The following is a 16,211-nucleotide window of genomic DNA, read 5'->3' as shown; positions in this document are numbered from 1 at the left end:
AAAAGCTCCCAATTTTGGGAGCTTTTTTATTTTGTAAGAACAAGTATCATTTGATCTTCAATATTGTCACTATTAAATTGTCCGTAATCTACAACAATTTGAATTTCGTTTGAAGTATGTTTTGCTACGTCATAGCTATCTCCATCAATAACGATCTTTTTGGTGTTCATATCATAAGAATAAGGTGCTGTCTGCGAACCGAAATCTGTACAGGTATTTGAATCATCTTCAAAAATATGACTCGTTAACTGATTGTTTGCATTAAAATCATAAGTACTTTTTTTGTTGCATGTAGATGAATTTTCAGTAGAAATTAGATTCCCGTTACTTCCTGAAATTTTTAAAGTTTTTGATGGTTTCCATACTCCGACAATATTTACTAAGTTGTCATCATCATCATTGTTACTACACGAACTGAATACAAAGGCCGCCGAAACAGCTAGAAATAAGATTTTCTTCATGGTTAGTTTAATTTTTTTTAAAGTTCACAAAGAAATGAAAAATTTTCTATTGCTTCAAAATATTTTCTTGATTGTTTAAAATAGAAAAAGCCCCTTGTTTAGGAGCTTTTAGTTTAATCAAACTGCATGTTATTCTTTTTCAGAATTTCTTTAAATTTTTCAGTTTGGCCTTTTTCTTTCATGCTTTTATGAATAGATGACATTATGGATTCTGCATCTGTTCTGTAAGGAGATTTTTGATCATTATAAATTCTGTAAGCTTTACAGATATAATCTAATGCCTTTTCATCATCTTTTAATGCGTTAAAATATACATTACCAATTCCGTAATAAACTTCAGGATCTCCGGGATATACCTTATCAAGATTCATATAAGAATCAATTGCTTTTTGATATTCTTTTTTATAAATATATACCACAGGGATATTCTGTAAAGCCATTTTTCCTTTAGGATTTAGTTTCAGCGATTTTTCATATGCCGAAATTGCTTTATCAAATTCCTCGTTTCTTCTGTAATTGATTCCTAGAGCATCCCAAGCATAAAGGAATTCAGGATCTTTTTTAACTGCTTTTTCATAGTTATCAATAGCTCCTTTCCAATCTTTTTTTTCCGTTAGCTCTCGTCCTTCATGATAAAAATCCATAGCTTCTTTATCTTTAGAAAATCCGTCATCATTAGTTTCAGAAGTTTCTGTAATATTTTTAACACTTTGGCAGTTACCCATCAGATATCGTTCAATATCATTGTAGCTGTCTATATATTGCTTGGAGTCTTTGCTGGTATTGAAATTTAGATTTATTTGCTTTTTTCCATTCACTTCAGGAGCGGTCTTTGCTACATCTTCTGCGCTTGAAAGAAGAGTAGAAATTTGTAATGCTCCTGTATATTTGTCGATACAGCCGTGCACATCTTTCAGAATATCTTTTTTATTCCGATTAAGTAATCTGATTGAATCTGTACATTGACAAGCTTTTTCTGAAAGTTCCTTCAATACTTGCTTTTTGGTGTCTTTCTGGGCAAACATCAAAGAACAAAGAAAAATAGGAATTAAAATGGTTAGTCGTTTTTTTATCATGGTTGAAAATTATTTGATATAAGGATTCATCACCTTCGTCCAGATCTGATAGCCTTCCGGAGTCATGTGAAGCATATCTTCTACAAAAAGCTCTTTCCTTACATTTCCGTTGGCGTCTTCCATTGCTTTTGTGATATCAATGAATTCTGCATTCGGTTCTTTCTTCATAAAAGCAGCAATTTTTTTGTTGGCTTCCTTCATTTGAGGCCAAAGACTTTCTCTGCTTGGCGAGTATTTTATAGAGATATAATCAACTTCAATATTCGGGAATTTCTCTCGAATCTTTTTGTAGAACGTTTTGTAACGGTTAACAACTTCTTTCGCTTTTAATTTATGATTGTCTGCAAAATCATTTTCACCACAATAAACAATAATCTGCTTTGGCTGATAAGGAGAAAGCAAATCATTAGCATAATAATTAAGATCCGTTAATCTTGATCCTCCAAATCCTCTGTTGATGATCGTTTTATCGGGAAAATAATTGGCAACATCAGTCCATTTTGTAAAAGATGAACTTCCGACTAAAAGAATAGCATCTTTCGGAGGTGCATTTTCCTGATCTAATTTTTTGAAATTTTGAATGTCCTGCCAATACATCGGTTTTTTTTCCTGTGAAAAGAAAAGGGCAAAGGTCAGCAATAAAAATGCTGATAACATCTTCTTCATTTTTTAATAATTTTTAGTTAATTAAAATTCATTCTAATAAAAAACTCCCGATAAAATCGAGAGTTTTTGTTTTATCTTTTAAAAGTAGTATAATAAAGATCGTTGACTGTATCTCCGTTATAATCTCCACCACCAGGAACGTCCATTAGTTTCAGTTCCGAGCTTGAAAGGATGATTACTTTATATTTTACTTTAACATTGTCGTCATACGTTATTACCATATCCTTAGTTTCCGCATCATAGGTATATTTACCCTGCTCTTGTGCGCTGATCTGGCAATTAGCTCCTACACCACCATAATAAGTATACGATGTGGAATAATCAGTACTGAACGAAGTCACATTTTTTAATTCACATCCTGCAGGATTGTAAGTATCAAGTACAGTTTTACCGTCTTTCCCTGAAATAATCTCTGATTTACTGACTTTCCATTCACCTTGAAGGGTGTCTAAGTCGTAAGCTTGAACATCATCATCTTCACAAGAAGCAAGCGAAGTAAGCGCCAAAGCGGAAAAGGCAAATAAAAGTAGCTGTTTTTTCATTATCACAAATTTAAGAATATGCTAAAATATAAATAAATTTGAAATATTTATAATGAAATTAAGGTTTTTTAAACGAATGTTTGTAAATAAATGAATTTTAATTGGGAGCTGGAAGTCAGAAGCCGGAAGAGTTAAACTCTTCCTTTCTTTAAACTCCCAGCTTCCAGCCTTATTAATAACTCATTTCTACAATTTTGTAGGCATCCTGAGGAGTCAGTTTTTTGTGTTCACCTAAACCTACCCAATTCCTTTCTGTAAAGGCTTTTTCCACTCTTTCTGCGGTTCCTTTATAGTCTTCTGTATATTCTGAAAGCTTAGTTTTAATATCAAGGCTGTGGAAGAATTCTTCCATTTTTTTAATTCCTAATTCAGCTTTTTCTTCAACAGTTCCGTCTTTGATTCCCCAAACTCTTTCTGCGTATTGAGCTAATTTTCCTTTTTTAGAATCAAAATTATAACGGTAATGAGATGGTGCGATTACAGCCAATGTTCTTGCATGATCAATTCCATAATAAGCTGTTAATTCGTGTCCCATCGCATGAACTGCCCAGTCTGTAATAACTCCTTTCTGAATTAATCCGTTCAAAGCCATTGTACAACACCACATAAAGTTTCCTGCTGCTTCATAATTGAAATCATCAGCCAAAACTTTTGGAGCGGTTTCCTGTAAACTGATAAGGATACTTTCTGCAATTCTTTCCTGTAAATCTGCAGAAGACGGAGCGGTCATGTATTGTTCTAAAACATGAGTGTAAGCATCTGTCAATCCGTTAACGATTTGTCTTTTTGGAATTGATCTTACCACTTCCGGATCTAAAACAGAAAATTCAGGGAAAAGTCCTGGACCTCCTGATGATAATTTTTCGTTTGTTTCTCTCCTTGAAATTACGTATCCCGAATTCATTTCAGAACCTGTTGCAGGCAATGTCAAAATAGAACCGAAAGGCATTCCTTCGCCTTCAAAAGTTCTCACAGGTTTTTTCAGTATTTCCCAAGGTTCACCTGCGTAATTTGCCGCAGCAGAAAGGAATTTTGTTCCATCAATCACAGAACCACCGCCAACAGCAAGAAGATAAGTGATATTTTTTTCTTTGATAACTTTTAAAGCTTCCACTAAAACCTCATATTCAGGATTGGCAGGAACTCCACCGAATTCATGCACATCATAACCTTTTAAAGCTTCTTGTACCTGATCGTAAACACCATTGCTTTTGATGCTTCCGCCACCGTAAATCATTAATATTTTAGCATCTTTAGGAATTTCTTTTGAAATCTTAGCGATTTCGCCTTTCCCGAAAAGTATTTTTGTTGGATTTTTAAACTCGAAATTAAGCATTGTTCTTAAATTTATTTAAGCCAAATTTACGCAATGCAAAGTGAAAATTGAGTTAAGGAAGTTTTAAAATTCTTATGATTGTGTTTAATTAAAACTATTGAAATTTCGGGACTATGAATTATATACGAATTGTCATTCAGAACGAAACGAAGTGTAGTGAAGAATCTAACATAATATTCTTACTTAATCCAACCTTAATGGTTTGATTTAAATAACAATAGATTCTTCCTTTGTCAGAATGACAAACGCAGTCTAAATTAGTAAAAACCATTACTTTTCGCTTCCAATTTCCCCGTTTTTCTATTGATTTTCACTAAAAAAGACTCTTTTTGAGTATCATTCTTCAGTTTTGAAATACACATCGAAATATATTGATCATCAATTTTATAAGAACTTGCTGATCTGTTACTTGTATCAACTTTAAAACCATACGTTTCTGCAACTAAAATCGCTTCCGGTAAATTGTCAACAAATCCAATGAAATTTCTCAATTGTTGTTCATTATTAAAATATTCTGTCTTGCCGTTTTTACAGGCTAAAATATAGGAAAAGCAATCGCTTGTTGTGCATTGCTGAAAGAAACCTTTTTCCGGTGCTGGATCATTGAGCGTCATAAAGTCTGGCATTTGACTTTCGTAAATGATGGATTTATCAGGATCAGGATCTTGAATGTTGCGAAGAACCGACCAATATTGATATTTTGTATCAGGTTTGATGAAAGGGTAGAGGAATTCAGTGTTGTCGAGGATTTCGGGGATTTTTTTGTAATCCTCGGAAACCGTTTTTTGGGAAAGGAATAAACCCGGTATTAGAAAAGAAATGATTAAAATAATTTTCATGCTTGTTATTTTCCTGGATGAGATTTTTCCCATGCTCAGAGATAATTTTACTATTAGCTATTTTTATTCCAAAACAATTTTATAATATCCTTTTTCATCTGTTACATCAATACCAACGCCAGTAAACGTTAATTTATTGATCTGAAAACCATCACAACCTCCTTTAAATTCAGACGATTGTATTGAAAAAGTAAAAACTTTAAGATTAGAATAAAAAGTATAGTTTTTTGTGCCATTATAAGCGCCCACATTTTCCAAAATGATCCTGTCGTCAGATGTTTTAGTCAACTGTACGCCGATGTGATTTTCGTCACTAATTGAAAAAGGGTTAAGAGTTCCATTCGTGATCAGATTTTCACCATCAGCATTAACGAATTCAAAAGCTATCGGCTGAGGAGCATTATAGCAATCGTCACCACAGGCTGTAAAAATAAAAGCCATTACAAGGAATATGAATATTTTTTTCATTGGATTAATTTCTGTGATTTGTAAAATTAATCATTAATGTGTTGTGTTCAAAATATTGTGATAAATAAACTCCTGTAATTAAAGCTTTTATTCCTACAGTAACTGAAAAATAATACTAAGTTTCATTGCATTATTTAATCAATTTCATATTGATTATTAAATTTTGCTTTCATTTTATCTTTATAAGGAATTGCAATTTCATCTTCATTAAAAATTCCATAGTTTGAAAGGGTATCATTGGCTACCCACCTGATTTTCCAGTTTTCATCTTTTGTCATTTTTACCATTTTTTGAAGTACGACATTACTTTTTTGCATATGGTTTTCATCTAACCACAAATCAATAAGTGATAATGCTTTTAATCTAATTTTATCATTTTTATTGCTTAATTCCTGATATAAATAATCAACAACCTTTTGTGAAGTTTGATTAGGTTCAAAATCGTATAATATCTCATCCAGAACATTGAAAATTTCTTTAGATTCATCACTTGTCTTAGCAAGTTCAAATAATCGTATGAATTCACTGGAAAGAAAATCTCCCCAAATTTCAGATTCTTCAGATAGAGCATAGAAAATAGATCCTAAGTTATTTTGTTTAAAATCTATGATACTCGCACAGTATGTTTTTAATTCTTGTGGATTACTTTTAGCAATGCTTTTTATTTCTTCAAGCTGTTTGTTAAGTTCTTGTTCTTCTAATAGAAATAAATCATCAGTATTTATGATATCTTCAAAAATTGAAACTAATTCTATTTGATGGCTGGAAATAGATCGAAAGTTATTTTTTTCGGTACGACTTCTATATATTTTTAAATACTGTTCAATAAAATAATCCGGAGCATCTAAATCATCAATTTTAAATTCAATTTTTTTATTTTTATAGTTAAAGGTGAGGTATTTTACATCGCTTTGATATTTTGAAAACTCTGTGGTTTCTTGCTTAACAATTATTTTTTCTTTTTTGATATCAGCCCAAATCATTTTATCGGAATTTAGAATAATCCCGTTATCACTGATAACTAAAACATCTATTTCTAAAATTTTCTTAAGTATTTTTACAATTTTAATGGAATAGGCAATGATTAGATACAGTCCTATACCCATCATAAGGAAGTGGCCTCTATCATATTTTTTATAATCAAATCCTATCATATTTATGAAATAGGTTCCTAAGATTATAAATATTAAGTAACCAATTAAGCTAATGACTGATAGCAGTTTTGAGTAATTAATATTTATTTCATGAGAGAGTTTATTTTTATCTATTATAATGTCTTTATTTTTGTGATACAAATATTCTGATATTGCACATAATGTACATATCACCGCAGCAGCAGATAAAATTATAGAGAAAAATAGTTCTTCTTTTAAGCAAAATATGGAAATTCCAAAGCATAAAATTGCCAAAATTGAAAATAAAGCAGTGCCAAATTTTTGTTTTATCATTGTGTTTTTAAATTTTTGCAAAGATATATTTTAAACACAATTAACAGAAACTCATAGAAAAAAAATTATTTTTTAACTTCTTTCGTTTTATCAATATCAGTACTAATAAGGTCTCTGGCATAAGAAGTAGCCTTTTGATATTTCCCCAAAAATGTTGCTTTAAATTCATCATTAATTTTTCCTTCTTTCATAAACTCATAAACAATTTCGGCTCTGATTGTTCTGAGCTCAAATAAAACAAGCTTATAAGTATTTTTCTTATTGTCAACTTGAAACAACGTGTCAAATGCCGTAATGGCGGTTGTTACAGCTCCTAAAATCAAAATAATTTTAGCTTCACTGAGATCATTAATTTCTGACATTCCTGCCAAAACAGTAATTATTCCTGCAAAAATAATTTGAGTAATTCGGATAATGTAAAACAGCCAAATATAACTATCAGCTTTTCTTTCAATTCGGTTAATTTCCTTTTGTATCTGAAGATAAAAAGGATCAATTATAGAGTCTTCTTTCATGGTAAATAGTTTCAAATAAAGTTATTGAATTAATTCCAAGAAAGGATATTAAATGTATAATTAATAAATTTTTAAAAGAAACACCATTTGAATTCAAACCAAAATCCCCTACATTTGTTATATGATACACGACCAACGCGCAGAAAAATTCAGGCAGATCGTTGAAAATAAATTCCAGATCTACAATTCATTATTTATGAGCCTGCCTTATGATAAAATGACGAATATCGGGATGTTGCTTCCGTTTTTGTATGAAGAAAGTAAGAACGGCTATGAAGCAGGAAAAACTCCTGAACAGATCGTCGAAGAATTCTTTACAAGTCATACAGATTTACAGTCGGAAGAGCAAAAACTCGAACTCCTTTTCAAGATCATTCAATATATAGAAAGACAGGTCGTTTTGTTCGACAGTATTGAAGATGCTGCCTTCCCAAGTCTGCATTCAGAAAGTGACAGCGGAACGGTGACTAATCTTTTCGAACGTTCACTTCTGGATCATAAATTAGAAAAAGTACGTGAAAAATTGAAAGATTTTACGGTAAAAATTGTTTTTACAGCGCATCCAACGCAGTTTTATCCAAGTTCGGTTCAGAGAATTATTCAGGATTTGAGAACGGCAATTACGACTGATTCTGTTACTAATATCGATACTTTACTTCAACAATTAGGAAAAACACCTTTCGTTAATAAAGAAAAACCGACGCCAATCGATGAGGCATTGAGCATTATTTCATATTTGAGATATGTGTATTATGATACGATTGGTGAACTGTTTACGAAGATCAGAAACACTTTTGGAAACGGTCATTTTCACCTTCATGAAGATATTATTCAGCTTGGTTTCTGGCCGGGCGGTGACAGAGACGGAAACCCTTTTGTGACGGCTGATGTTACAAAAAGAGTGTCGGAAGAACTTCGTTCAGCTATTTTAAAATCATATTACAGCCATTTGAAATTTATCCGAAGAAGATTGAGTTTCAGAGGAGTTTCAGAGGTTTTACAAAAACTGAATGATGAGTTATACGGTGCGATTTTTAATAATGAGAAAATCACCACAGAAGATATTTTAAAAAGAGCCAATGAAGCAGAAAAAATCTTGGTTGAACATCATAATTCTTTATTTCTAGAGCTATTGTTGAATTTCAGAGATCGTGTAAAGATTTTCGGGACGCATTTTGCGACTTTGGATGTTCGACAGGACAGCAGAATTCATCAACAGGTAATTAATGAAGTTCATGCTAAGGTTTTTGGAAATATTGAAGCAACAAATGATGAGAAATTCAATCAGTTAATTCAAATTTCAGATAAAGTAAATACGGATGATTTTGAAGGAATTGTTCAGGATACTTTACTGACGGTTTCTCAAATCACAGGAATCCAACAAGCGAACGGATTTAGAGGAATGAACCGCTATATTATTTCTAATTCTGATGCCGTAAAAGATGTGATGAATGTCTATGCTTTTTTCAAAGTTTGTGGCTACAAAGATGAAGAGATCAACATGGATATTGTTCCGCTTTTTGAAACAATGGAAGGTCTTGCCAACGCTGAAAATGTGATGAGTGAGTTGTACCAAAACCCAATCTATAAAAAGCATCTTGAAAAAAGAGGAAATCAGCAAACGATCATGCTTGGTTTCTCTGACGGAACAAAAGACGGTGGATATTTAAAAGCCAACTGGGAAATTTATAAAGCCAAAGAAATTTTAACCAAACTTTCCGAAGAAAGCGGAATTAAAGTAGTGTTCTTCGACGGTAGAGGCGGACCTCCTGCAAGAGGTGGCGGAAAAACCCACGATTTCTATGCTTCTCAAGGAAATACAATTGCGAATAATAAAATTGAATTAACGATTCAAGGACAGACGATCACAAGTATTTTTGGAAATAAAGAACAGGCAAAATATAACTTCGAACAACTTTTAACGGCTGGAGTTGAAAATGATGTTTTCAAAAATTCTAAAAAAGATTTAACCGAAAAAGAAAGAAAACTAATCATTGAACTGGCAGATATTAGTTATAAAAAATATTCAGATCTAAAGGCTCATCCAATGTTCGTTCTATATTTGCAGGAAATGAGTACGTTGGAATATTACGGTAAAACCAATATCGGAAGCCGTCCATCAAAACGCGGTGGTGACAGTGAGTTGAAGTTTGAAGATCTTAGGGCTATTCCGTTTGTTGGATCATGGTCTCAATTAAAACAAAACGTTCCCGGATTCTTCGGTTTCGGTTTTGCGATGGAAGAAATGAAAAAGCAGGGAAGATTTGAAGAAGTGAGAGATCTATACAAAGGTTCGGACTTCTTTAAAACTTTAGTTTTGAACTCGATGATGAGTATGAATAAATCTTATTTTCCATTAACCTATTACATTAAAAGCAATCCAAAATTCGGAGCGTTTTGGAATGTTTTATTTGATGAATACAACCTTTCAAAAGATATTATGCTAGAATTAACAGGTTTTAAATTACTTCAGGAAGAAGACCCTTTGTCAAGAAAATCGGTAAAAATTCGTGAGAAAATTGTTCTACCATTATTGAGTATTCAACAATATGCTTTAATGAAAATTCAAAAGGGAGAAGGCAATAAAGAAGCGTATGAAAAATTGGTAACGCGTTCTCTATTTGGTAATATTAATGCGAGTAGAAACTCGGCTTAAATTAAATTTTGAACCATTAAGGTTTGTTTTAAGAAGTTAAGAATATTAAGTTTAAACATAAAGTTTGTCATTCAGAGCGGAACGAAGTGCAGCGTGGAATCTCTACGCATACTTTTTTATAAGAGTTTAGATTCCTCTGGAATGACAAATATTGGATTCAAAATTATACTTAAGAGGTTTCGGCTCCGCTCAGCCTGACAACGCTATAAACTAAATGTTTAGTATTAGAAATGTCAGGCTGAGCAGTGTCGAAGCCTTTAAAATAAAAAAAAATAGTATAAAATAAAAAATAAGATTCGTCGTTTCCTATTTCAACTACTCATTTTTCGGGTAGTTTTTTATCAATTAAAACTAATAACAGATGAAGTGTAAATTCTTTCTTACCCTTTTTATTTTTCTCTTTTCCAAAGTATTTTCTCAGAAACCTGAAAAAATAACCTTTAAAGACACTGAAAATTTTTATTATAAAATTCTACCCGAAGGAAAACCTGTCGGAATGATCATTGTTTTACCGGGTGGAGGAGAAACACCGGAAAGAGTGATGAATCAGATATATTTGGATGAGCTGGCTTTTGAGAAAAATTTGATCGTCTTATTTCCCGGATTTGAAGACGGTAATTTTACAATGACTATTGAACAGAAGTTCTTGGACAGAATTGCAAAAGACGTTGTTGAAAAGCATAAAATTTCAAAGGATAACATTGCAATCGGAGGACTTTCTTACGGTGGAATGTTGGGAATAAAATATGCTGAAATAGCGATAAGAGATAAAAATACCTATTTTACACCAAGTGCTGTTTTTGCATTAGACCCGCCACTTGATTACGAAAAAATGTATTATCAACTTAACAGAGATATAGAAAGGAATTTTTCTGAGGCAGCAGTTAATGAAGCTAAATATTTCAGTAAAGAAATGGTCGACGCCATTGGATATCCTGATAAAAATAAAGAAAATTATATCAAAGAGTCTATGTTTTTATACAGTGAAAAAGATGGTGGAAATGCAAAATATTTAATGAATATTCCGTTGCTCATTTATACCGAGCCTGGAATTATGTGGCAGATGAATAACCGAGGAAGAGATTTGTACGACACCAACTGTATCAGCATTACTGCGATGATCAATTTGTTAAAACTTAAAGGGCATAAAAATGCAGATTTAGTGATTGTCAATGACAGAGGAATACGACCTGAAGGTTTTAGACATCCACACTCCTGGAGCATCATGGATTCCGAGGAATGTCTGGATTGGATTTTAAAACATTTAAAAAAATAAAAAAGAGCTGCTTAATTTCTTAGGCAGCTCTTTTTAAATTATTCTTTTATAAATTTCTCATAATAAACCTTATCCTTAGTCTGAATTTTCAGATAATAAGTTCCTTTTGCAAAATCTTCAACTTTAATAGATTTTTGATTGTTATTTTTGGTAATCAATCTTCCTAAATTATCATACACTTCCAAAGATAGAACATTGCTTTCTGTAGCAATATTCAAGATGTTTTTCACAGGATTTGGGAAAATGGCAACATGTTTTTGTTTTACAATTTCTGAGGTATTCAATGTTCCGTTATAAAAACTTCCAAAATTTAGAATTCCAAATCCCATTTGATCGGTGTGACTTGGAGATAATGAAGCGGTTTGTCTTAATTTATTTCTCATCAGATCTCTGTTCATCGTAGGAAAAGCCTGAACCAAACAAGCAACTCCTCCCGCAGCAATAGGCGTTGCAATAGAAGTTCCGGAAACCGTAGTTGTCGAATTATTATTAACAGTAAAAGATCCGCTTCCTCTTGTACTTCCATCTGGTTTTACGACGCCAACAGAATTGGGGCCATAAGATGAAAACCCGGAAGAGACTCCTGCAGAATCAACTGATCCAATGGAAAAAACTTTAGCGTTGTCAGCAGGCGTTGTGATATAATGCCACGCCGCTTGCCCGGAGTTTCCGGCAGCTGTAATAAGAAAAATACCTTTGTTAACGGCAATTTCAGAACCTCTTGCGATAAAAGAAGTGGTTCCGTTCATATTGGCATAGGTATAATTGTACTTCGAATCGTCGAATACGTTATATCCCAATGAAGTTGTAATAACATCAACTCCTTTTCTGTCGGCTTCTTCGGCCGCTTCGATCCAGTATATTTCCTCCTCAGGAATTTCAACCGTTGCATTTTCACTTCGGTACAAATAAAAATCAGCATCCGGAGCAGAGCCAACAAATGTATTTTGGATAAACCCACCAATTGCTCCAAGAACTACGGTTCCATGCGGATTTAATGAAGGATTATAAATATCTGTACTTTTTGCAGCAAAATCATATCCGCCTTTGATCTGATTATTGGTCCATAATCTTGCGTAAGCCGAACCTGTATCCACTGTCGGAAAACCACTGTCGATCACGGCAATGGTAACTCCCGTTCCTGTATAACCCGCAAGGTGAAGCTGCCTTAAATTGATTTGATCAATTTGGTCTGAACCAGAACCATAATCAAAAGTTGTTAATGTTTTGCTGGTTGAATAATTGGAATTAAAATCTGCCCATTTATCAACATTCGAAGTTTTGGGAACGCCGGACGAATTTCTGGCAAAACTTTCCACCGAGCCAACATAAGGCTGAGCCTGAAGCGTAATGATTTGTGCCGGAGTAGCATTTACGGCAACTCCATTCAGCCATTTCGAATAATCGGTAACGGTAAATCCCAGATTCTGAATGTTTTGAATGTAAGATTGTTCAATCGGAGCATCCTGATCATTCAGTGAAATTCCTAATGCTGTACGTCTGTTGAGAGACTTTTGGGACAGTTCTGATAGCGGATTGGCGTAAAATGCAGTCTTGTTCGGTTTATCATTAAAATAAACAAAAACAAGCTGTGTTTGTGCAGAAACGGTCGAGTAACCCGTTAAGATACAAAAGAGTAAAAATTTTTTCATGTATTTATTTTGTATAAAGATAAAACAAAATCAATAAAATTTTTGACAGGATTTTAAATTCCTTATTTTTACACAAATATTTATTTATGAAAAGAATTCAGATGGTTGACTTACAAAGTCAGTATTACAAAATAAAGAATGATGTAGATAATGCAGTTTTAAATGTAATGGATTCGGCGGCCTTCATCAACGGCCCTGAGGTAAAGTCTTTCCAGAATGAATTGGAGTCTTATTTAGAAGTAAATCATGTGATTCCTTGTGCAAACGGAACAGATGCTTTACAGATTGCTTTGATGGCCTTAGACCTAAAAGAAGGGGATGAGATTATCACTGCTGATTTTACTTTTGCAGCAACTGTGGAAGTTATTCATTTGCTTAAACTTAAATCTGTTTTGGTAGATGTAGATTACGATACATTCACGATTTCAACAGAAGCGATCAGAAAAGCGATCACTCCAAAAACAAAAGCGATCATTCCTGTACATATTTTCGGACAGTGTGCGAATATGGAGGAGATTTTAAAAATTGCTGAAGAGCATAATTTATATGTCATTGAAGACAACGCACAGGCAATCGGTGCAGAATTTACTTTCTCAGACGGAACAGTAAAGCAAGCAGGAACAATGTCTACGGTTGGAACAACTTCATTCTTCCCTTCGAAAAACCTTGGATGTTACGGAGATGGTGGTGCAATTTGCACTAATAATGATGATTTGGCGCACCGTTTAAGAGGAATCGTTAACCACGGAATGTACGAAAGATACTACCACGATGAGGTTGGAGTTAATTCTCGTTTGGACAGTATTCAGGCGGCAGTTTTAAGAAAAAAACTTCCTCATTTGGATACTTACAACGAGTCAAGAAGAAAAGCTGCTGATTATTATGATGAAGCTTTCGCTGGAAACGAAAATATTTTAACTCCGAAAAGAGCAGAAAACTCTACTCATGTATTTCACCAATATACATTGAGAATTTTGAACGGAAAACGTAACGATCTTCAAAAATTCTTAACTGAAAAAGAAATTCCTGCAATGATCTATTATCCTGTAGCTTTGAGAAAACAAAAAGCCTACTATCAGGAAAGTAATGATGCTGATTTTGTGAATACAGATAAACTTTTGGATCAGGTAATTTCTCTTCCGATGCATACAGAATTGGATGAAGAGCAGTTGAAGTATATTACGGATGCTGTGTTGGAATTTATGGGATAATGTATGCTTCACGACGAAAGAATACTTAAAAATAAGTTTGCTTATTTTCTTGCAATTATTTTTGTCCTTTGCTGGATGATATTTTTCGCATACAATATGTTTAATATTTTTTTAAGAGGTTATGGATTAGCAGAAGAGTATATTGCAATTAAAGTACCTATTTATGTTTTATATTTTTTAATACTTCCATTACTAACTGTTACATTTGTAAGTATATTTAAAGAATCTGGAAAAATGTTTTTTTGTTTAAACATTTCTTTATTCTTAATGATTATTTTTCATGCATTGATTTTTTATGTTAAATATCAAAAAACTACAAATCATTCATTATATCTATTCTTATATCTATTTTCAAACATATTATTTGTTATAGGTCCGGTTGTATTTATAAATTATTTTAAACATACTCGTACAATAGGGAACGAGATAGAAAATATAGGAAAACACAATGATTAAAAAAAATAATTACTAAAAAAATGGCGATACTCGTAACGGGAGGTCTTGGATATATTGGTTCTCACACAGTTGTAGAACTTTTGAATAATAACTTTGAAGTTGTTATCGTGGATGATTTATCCAATTCTGAAAAATTTATTTTGAAAAATATTGAGGAAATTACGGGTAAAAAACCGGATTTTTATCCTTTTGACTTAAAGAGAAAGGAACTTTTAACTCAAGTTTTTGATGCTTATTCTATTGAGGGTTGTATCAATTTTGCGGCATATAAAGCAGTTGGAGAAAGTCAGGAAAGACCTGTGGATTATTATGAGAATAATTTATTTTCTTTAATTAATATTCTTCAGGAATTTACAGTCAGAGGAATTTCTAATTTTATTTTCAGTTCATCTTGTACGGTTTATGGCCAAGCGGATGAAATGCCAATTGACGAAAATACACCGTTGAAAATGCCTGAAAGTGTTTATGGCAAGACCAAGCAAATGGGCGAGGAAATTCTGATCGATTTTGCTAAAGCTTACAACAGAAAAATCTCTTTGTTGAGGTATTTTAATCCAATCGGAGCGCATCCATCTGCAAAATTAGGAGAATTGCCAATTGGAGTTCCTAATAATTTGGTACCTTATGTTATGCAAACGGCAGCCGGAATCCGTGAAAAACTAAGTGTTTGGGGGGATGATTATCCAACGGTAGACGGAACAGCGGTTCGTGATTATATTTACGTTGTAGATTTGGCTAAAGCTCATGTTGCGGCTTTAAAAAGTTTAATGAGCAAAGAGTCTGATAAAGCTACAATTGATATTTATAACTTAGGAACAGGAAAAGGATCATCTGTTTTGGAGGTTGTAAAAGCTTTTGAAACCGCAAATAATGTTGAGGTACCGTACAAAATTTGTGATAGGAGAGAAGGTGATATTACGATCGCTTACGCTAATCCGAACAAAGCCGAAAAAGAACTCAACTGGAAGTCTGAAACGAGCTTGAAAGAAGCTTTAAGAACCACTTGGGAGTGGCAGAAATATTTAGAATCAAGAAATAATTAATTTAATATATAACTAAAAATACTTTGCTGAATTTAGATTTAATCCCTTAGAATATCGTATTCAGCGAAATTTTAAATACACATTATGAAAACAGAAAGAATAGGCATTACATTTTCCTCGTTCGATTTACTACACGCAGGTCACATCAAAATGCTGGAAGAAGCAAAAACAGTTTGCGATTATCTAATTGTTGGTCTTCAAATTGACCCGTCTCACGACCGTCCGACTAAAAACAAGCCGACACAAACTATTGTTGAGCGTTATATTCAGTTGAAAGCTGTAAATGCGGTTGACGAAATCATCCCTTATTACACAGAACAGGATTTGGAAGATATTCTAAAATCTTTTGTAATTGATGTAAGAATCATCGGTGATGATTATATGGATAAAGATTTCACAGGTAAAAAATACTGCGAAGAAAAAGGCATCGAAATTTTTTACAATAAAAGAGATCACAGGTTTTCCTCGAGCGACTTAAGGAAAAGAATCTTTGAAGCCGAAATGGCAAAAGCTACAAAATAAAAAAATCCCGAAATAAATTTTATTTCGGGATTTTTTGTGATTAT

At 33.0% G+C, this 16,211-nt stretch carries 15 protein-coding genes; 5 read left to right on the top strand and 10 right to left on the bottom strand.

Annotated features, from left to right (window positions below; genetic code table 11):
- Window positions 1–26 precede the first annotated feature (26 nt).
- The 9 genes from SB689_RS22355 to SB689_RS22315 form a co-directional block, all read right to left on the bottom strand.
- The gene (locus tag SB689_RS22355; RefSeq protein ID WP_410694283.1) at window positions 27–461 is read right to left on the bottom strand and encodes a lipocalin family protein; all 435 of its coding nucleotides are present in this window, start codon (window positions 459–461) and stop codon (window positions 27–29) included.
- A 113-nt stretch (window positions 462–574) separates the two neighbouring features.
- Window positions 575–1,537, bottom strand: a complete 963-nt coding sequence (locus SB689_RS22350; protein ID WP_410694282.1) for a tetratricopeptide repeat protein — start codon at window positions 1,535–1,537, stop codon at window positions 575–577.
- 9 nt (window positions 1,538–1,546) lie between these two features.
- Window positions 1,547–2,203: a GDSL-type esterase/lipase family protein gene (locus SB689_RS22345; protein ID WP_410694281.1), complete on the bottom strand. Its 657-nt coding sequence runs from the start codon at window positions 2,201–2,203 to the stop codon at window positions 1,547–1,549.
- Window positions 2,204–2,274: 71 nt separating this feature from the next.
- Window positions 2,275–2,745: a lipocalin family protein gene (locus SB689_RS22340; RefSeq protein ID WP_410694280.1), complete on the bottom strand. Its 471-nt coding sequence runs from the start codon at window positions 2,743–2,745 to the stop codon at window positions 2,275–2,277.
- Window positions 2,746–2,917: 172 nt separating this feature from the next.
- Window positions 2,918–4,081: an iron-containing alcohol dehydrogenase gene (locus tag SB689_RS22335; RefSeq protein WP_410694279.1), complete on the bottom strand. Its 1,164-nt coding sequence runs from the start codon at window positions 4,079–4,081 to the stop codon at window positions 2,918–2,920.
- 257 nt (window positions 4,082–4,338) lie between these two features.
- Entirely contained in the window at window positions 4,339–4,920 is a 582-nt protein-coding gene (locus SB689_RS22330; RefSeq protein ID WP_410694278.1) for a hypothetical protein, read from the bottom strand.
- A gap of 63 nt (window positions 4,921–4,983) precedes the next feature.
- Entirely contained in the window at window positions 4,984–5,388 is a 405-nt protein-coding gene (locus SB689_RS22325) for a hypothetical protein (RefSeq protein WP_410694277.1), read from the bottom strand.
- Between the two features lie 134 nt (window positions 5,389–5,522).
- Window positions 5,523–6,836, bottom strand: a complete 1,314-nt coding sequence (locus SB689_RS22320) for a hypothetical protein (protein ID WP_410694276.1) — start codon at window positions 6,834–6,836, stop codon at window positions 5,523–5,525.
- A gap of 65 nt (window positions 6,837–6,901) precedes the next feature.
- On the bottom strand, window positions 6,902–7,351 hold the full coding sequence (locus tag SB689_RS22315) for an SLATT domain-containing protein (protein WP_410694275.1): 450 nt from the start codon (window positions 7,349–7,351) through the stop codon (window positions 6,902–6,904).
- Between the two features lie 121 nt (window positions 7,352–7,472).
- Between SB689_RS22315 and SB689_RS22310 the strand changes: the two genes are divergently transcribed.
- A complete protein-coding gene (locus SB689_RS22310) occupies window positions 7,473–10,007 on the top strand; it encodes a phosphoenolpyruvate carboxylase (RefSeq protein ID WP_410694274.1) in 2,535 nt (844 codons plus the stop codon).
- A gap of 361 nt (window positions 10,008–10,368) precedes the next feature.
- A complete protein-coding gene (locus SB689_RS22305; protein WP_410694273.1) occupies window positions 10,369–11,283 on the top strand; it encodes a hypothetical protein in 915 nt (304 codons plus the stop codon).
- 38 nt (window positions 11,284–11,321) lie between these two features.
- Here SB689_RS22305 and SB689_RS22300 read toward each other — a convergent pair whose 3' ends face one another.
- Complete coding sequence (locus SB689_RS22300) at window positions 11,322–12,935, bottom strand: S8/S53 family peptidase (RefSeq protein WP_410694272.1); 1,614 nt, start codon at window positions 12,933–12,935, stop codon at window positions 11,322–11,324.
- A gap of 86 nt (window positions 12,936–13,021) precedes the next feature.
- Here SB689_RS22300 and SB689_RS22295 point away from each other — a divergent pair, with 86 nt between their 5' ends.
- From SB689_RS22295 to SB689_RS22285, 3 genes are all read left to right on the top strand, one after another.
- Window positions 13,022–14,146: a DegT/DnrJ/EryC1/StrS family aminotransferase gene (locus SB689_RS22295; protein ID WP_410694271.1), complete on the top strand. Its 1,125-nt coding sequence runs from the start codon at window positions 13,022–13,024 to the stop codon at window positions 14,144–14,146.
- Between the two features lie 476 nt (window positions 14,147–14,622).
- On the top strand, window positions 14,623–15,645 hold the full coding sequence (galE, locus tag SB689_RS22290; RefSeq protein WP_410694270.1) for a UDP-glucose 4-epimerase GalE: 1,023 nt from the start codon (window positions 14,623–14,625) through the stop codon (window positions 15,643–15,645).
- An 84-nt stretch (window positions 15,646–15,729) separates the two neighbouring features.
- On the top strand, window positions 15,730–16,167 hold the full coding sequence (locus tag SB689_RS22285) for an adenylyltransferase/cytidyltransferase family protein (protein WP_066750249.1): 438 nt from the start codon (window positions 15,730–15,732) through the stop codon (window positions 16,165–16,167).
- Window positions 16,168–16,211: the final 44 nt, after the last annotated feature.

Source organism: Chryseobacterium sp. SIMBA_038 (assembly GCF_046535115.1).
GTDB lineage: Bacteria > Bacteroidota > Bacteroidia > Flavobacteriales > Weeksellaceae > Chryseobacterium.
The sequence above is the reverse complement of the archived record's forward strand: the minus strand, read 5'-3'. Positions and strand labels throughout refer to the sequence as shown.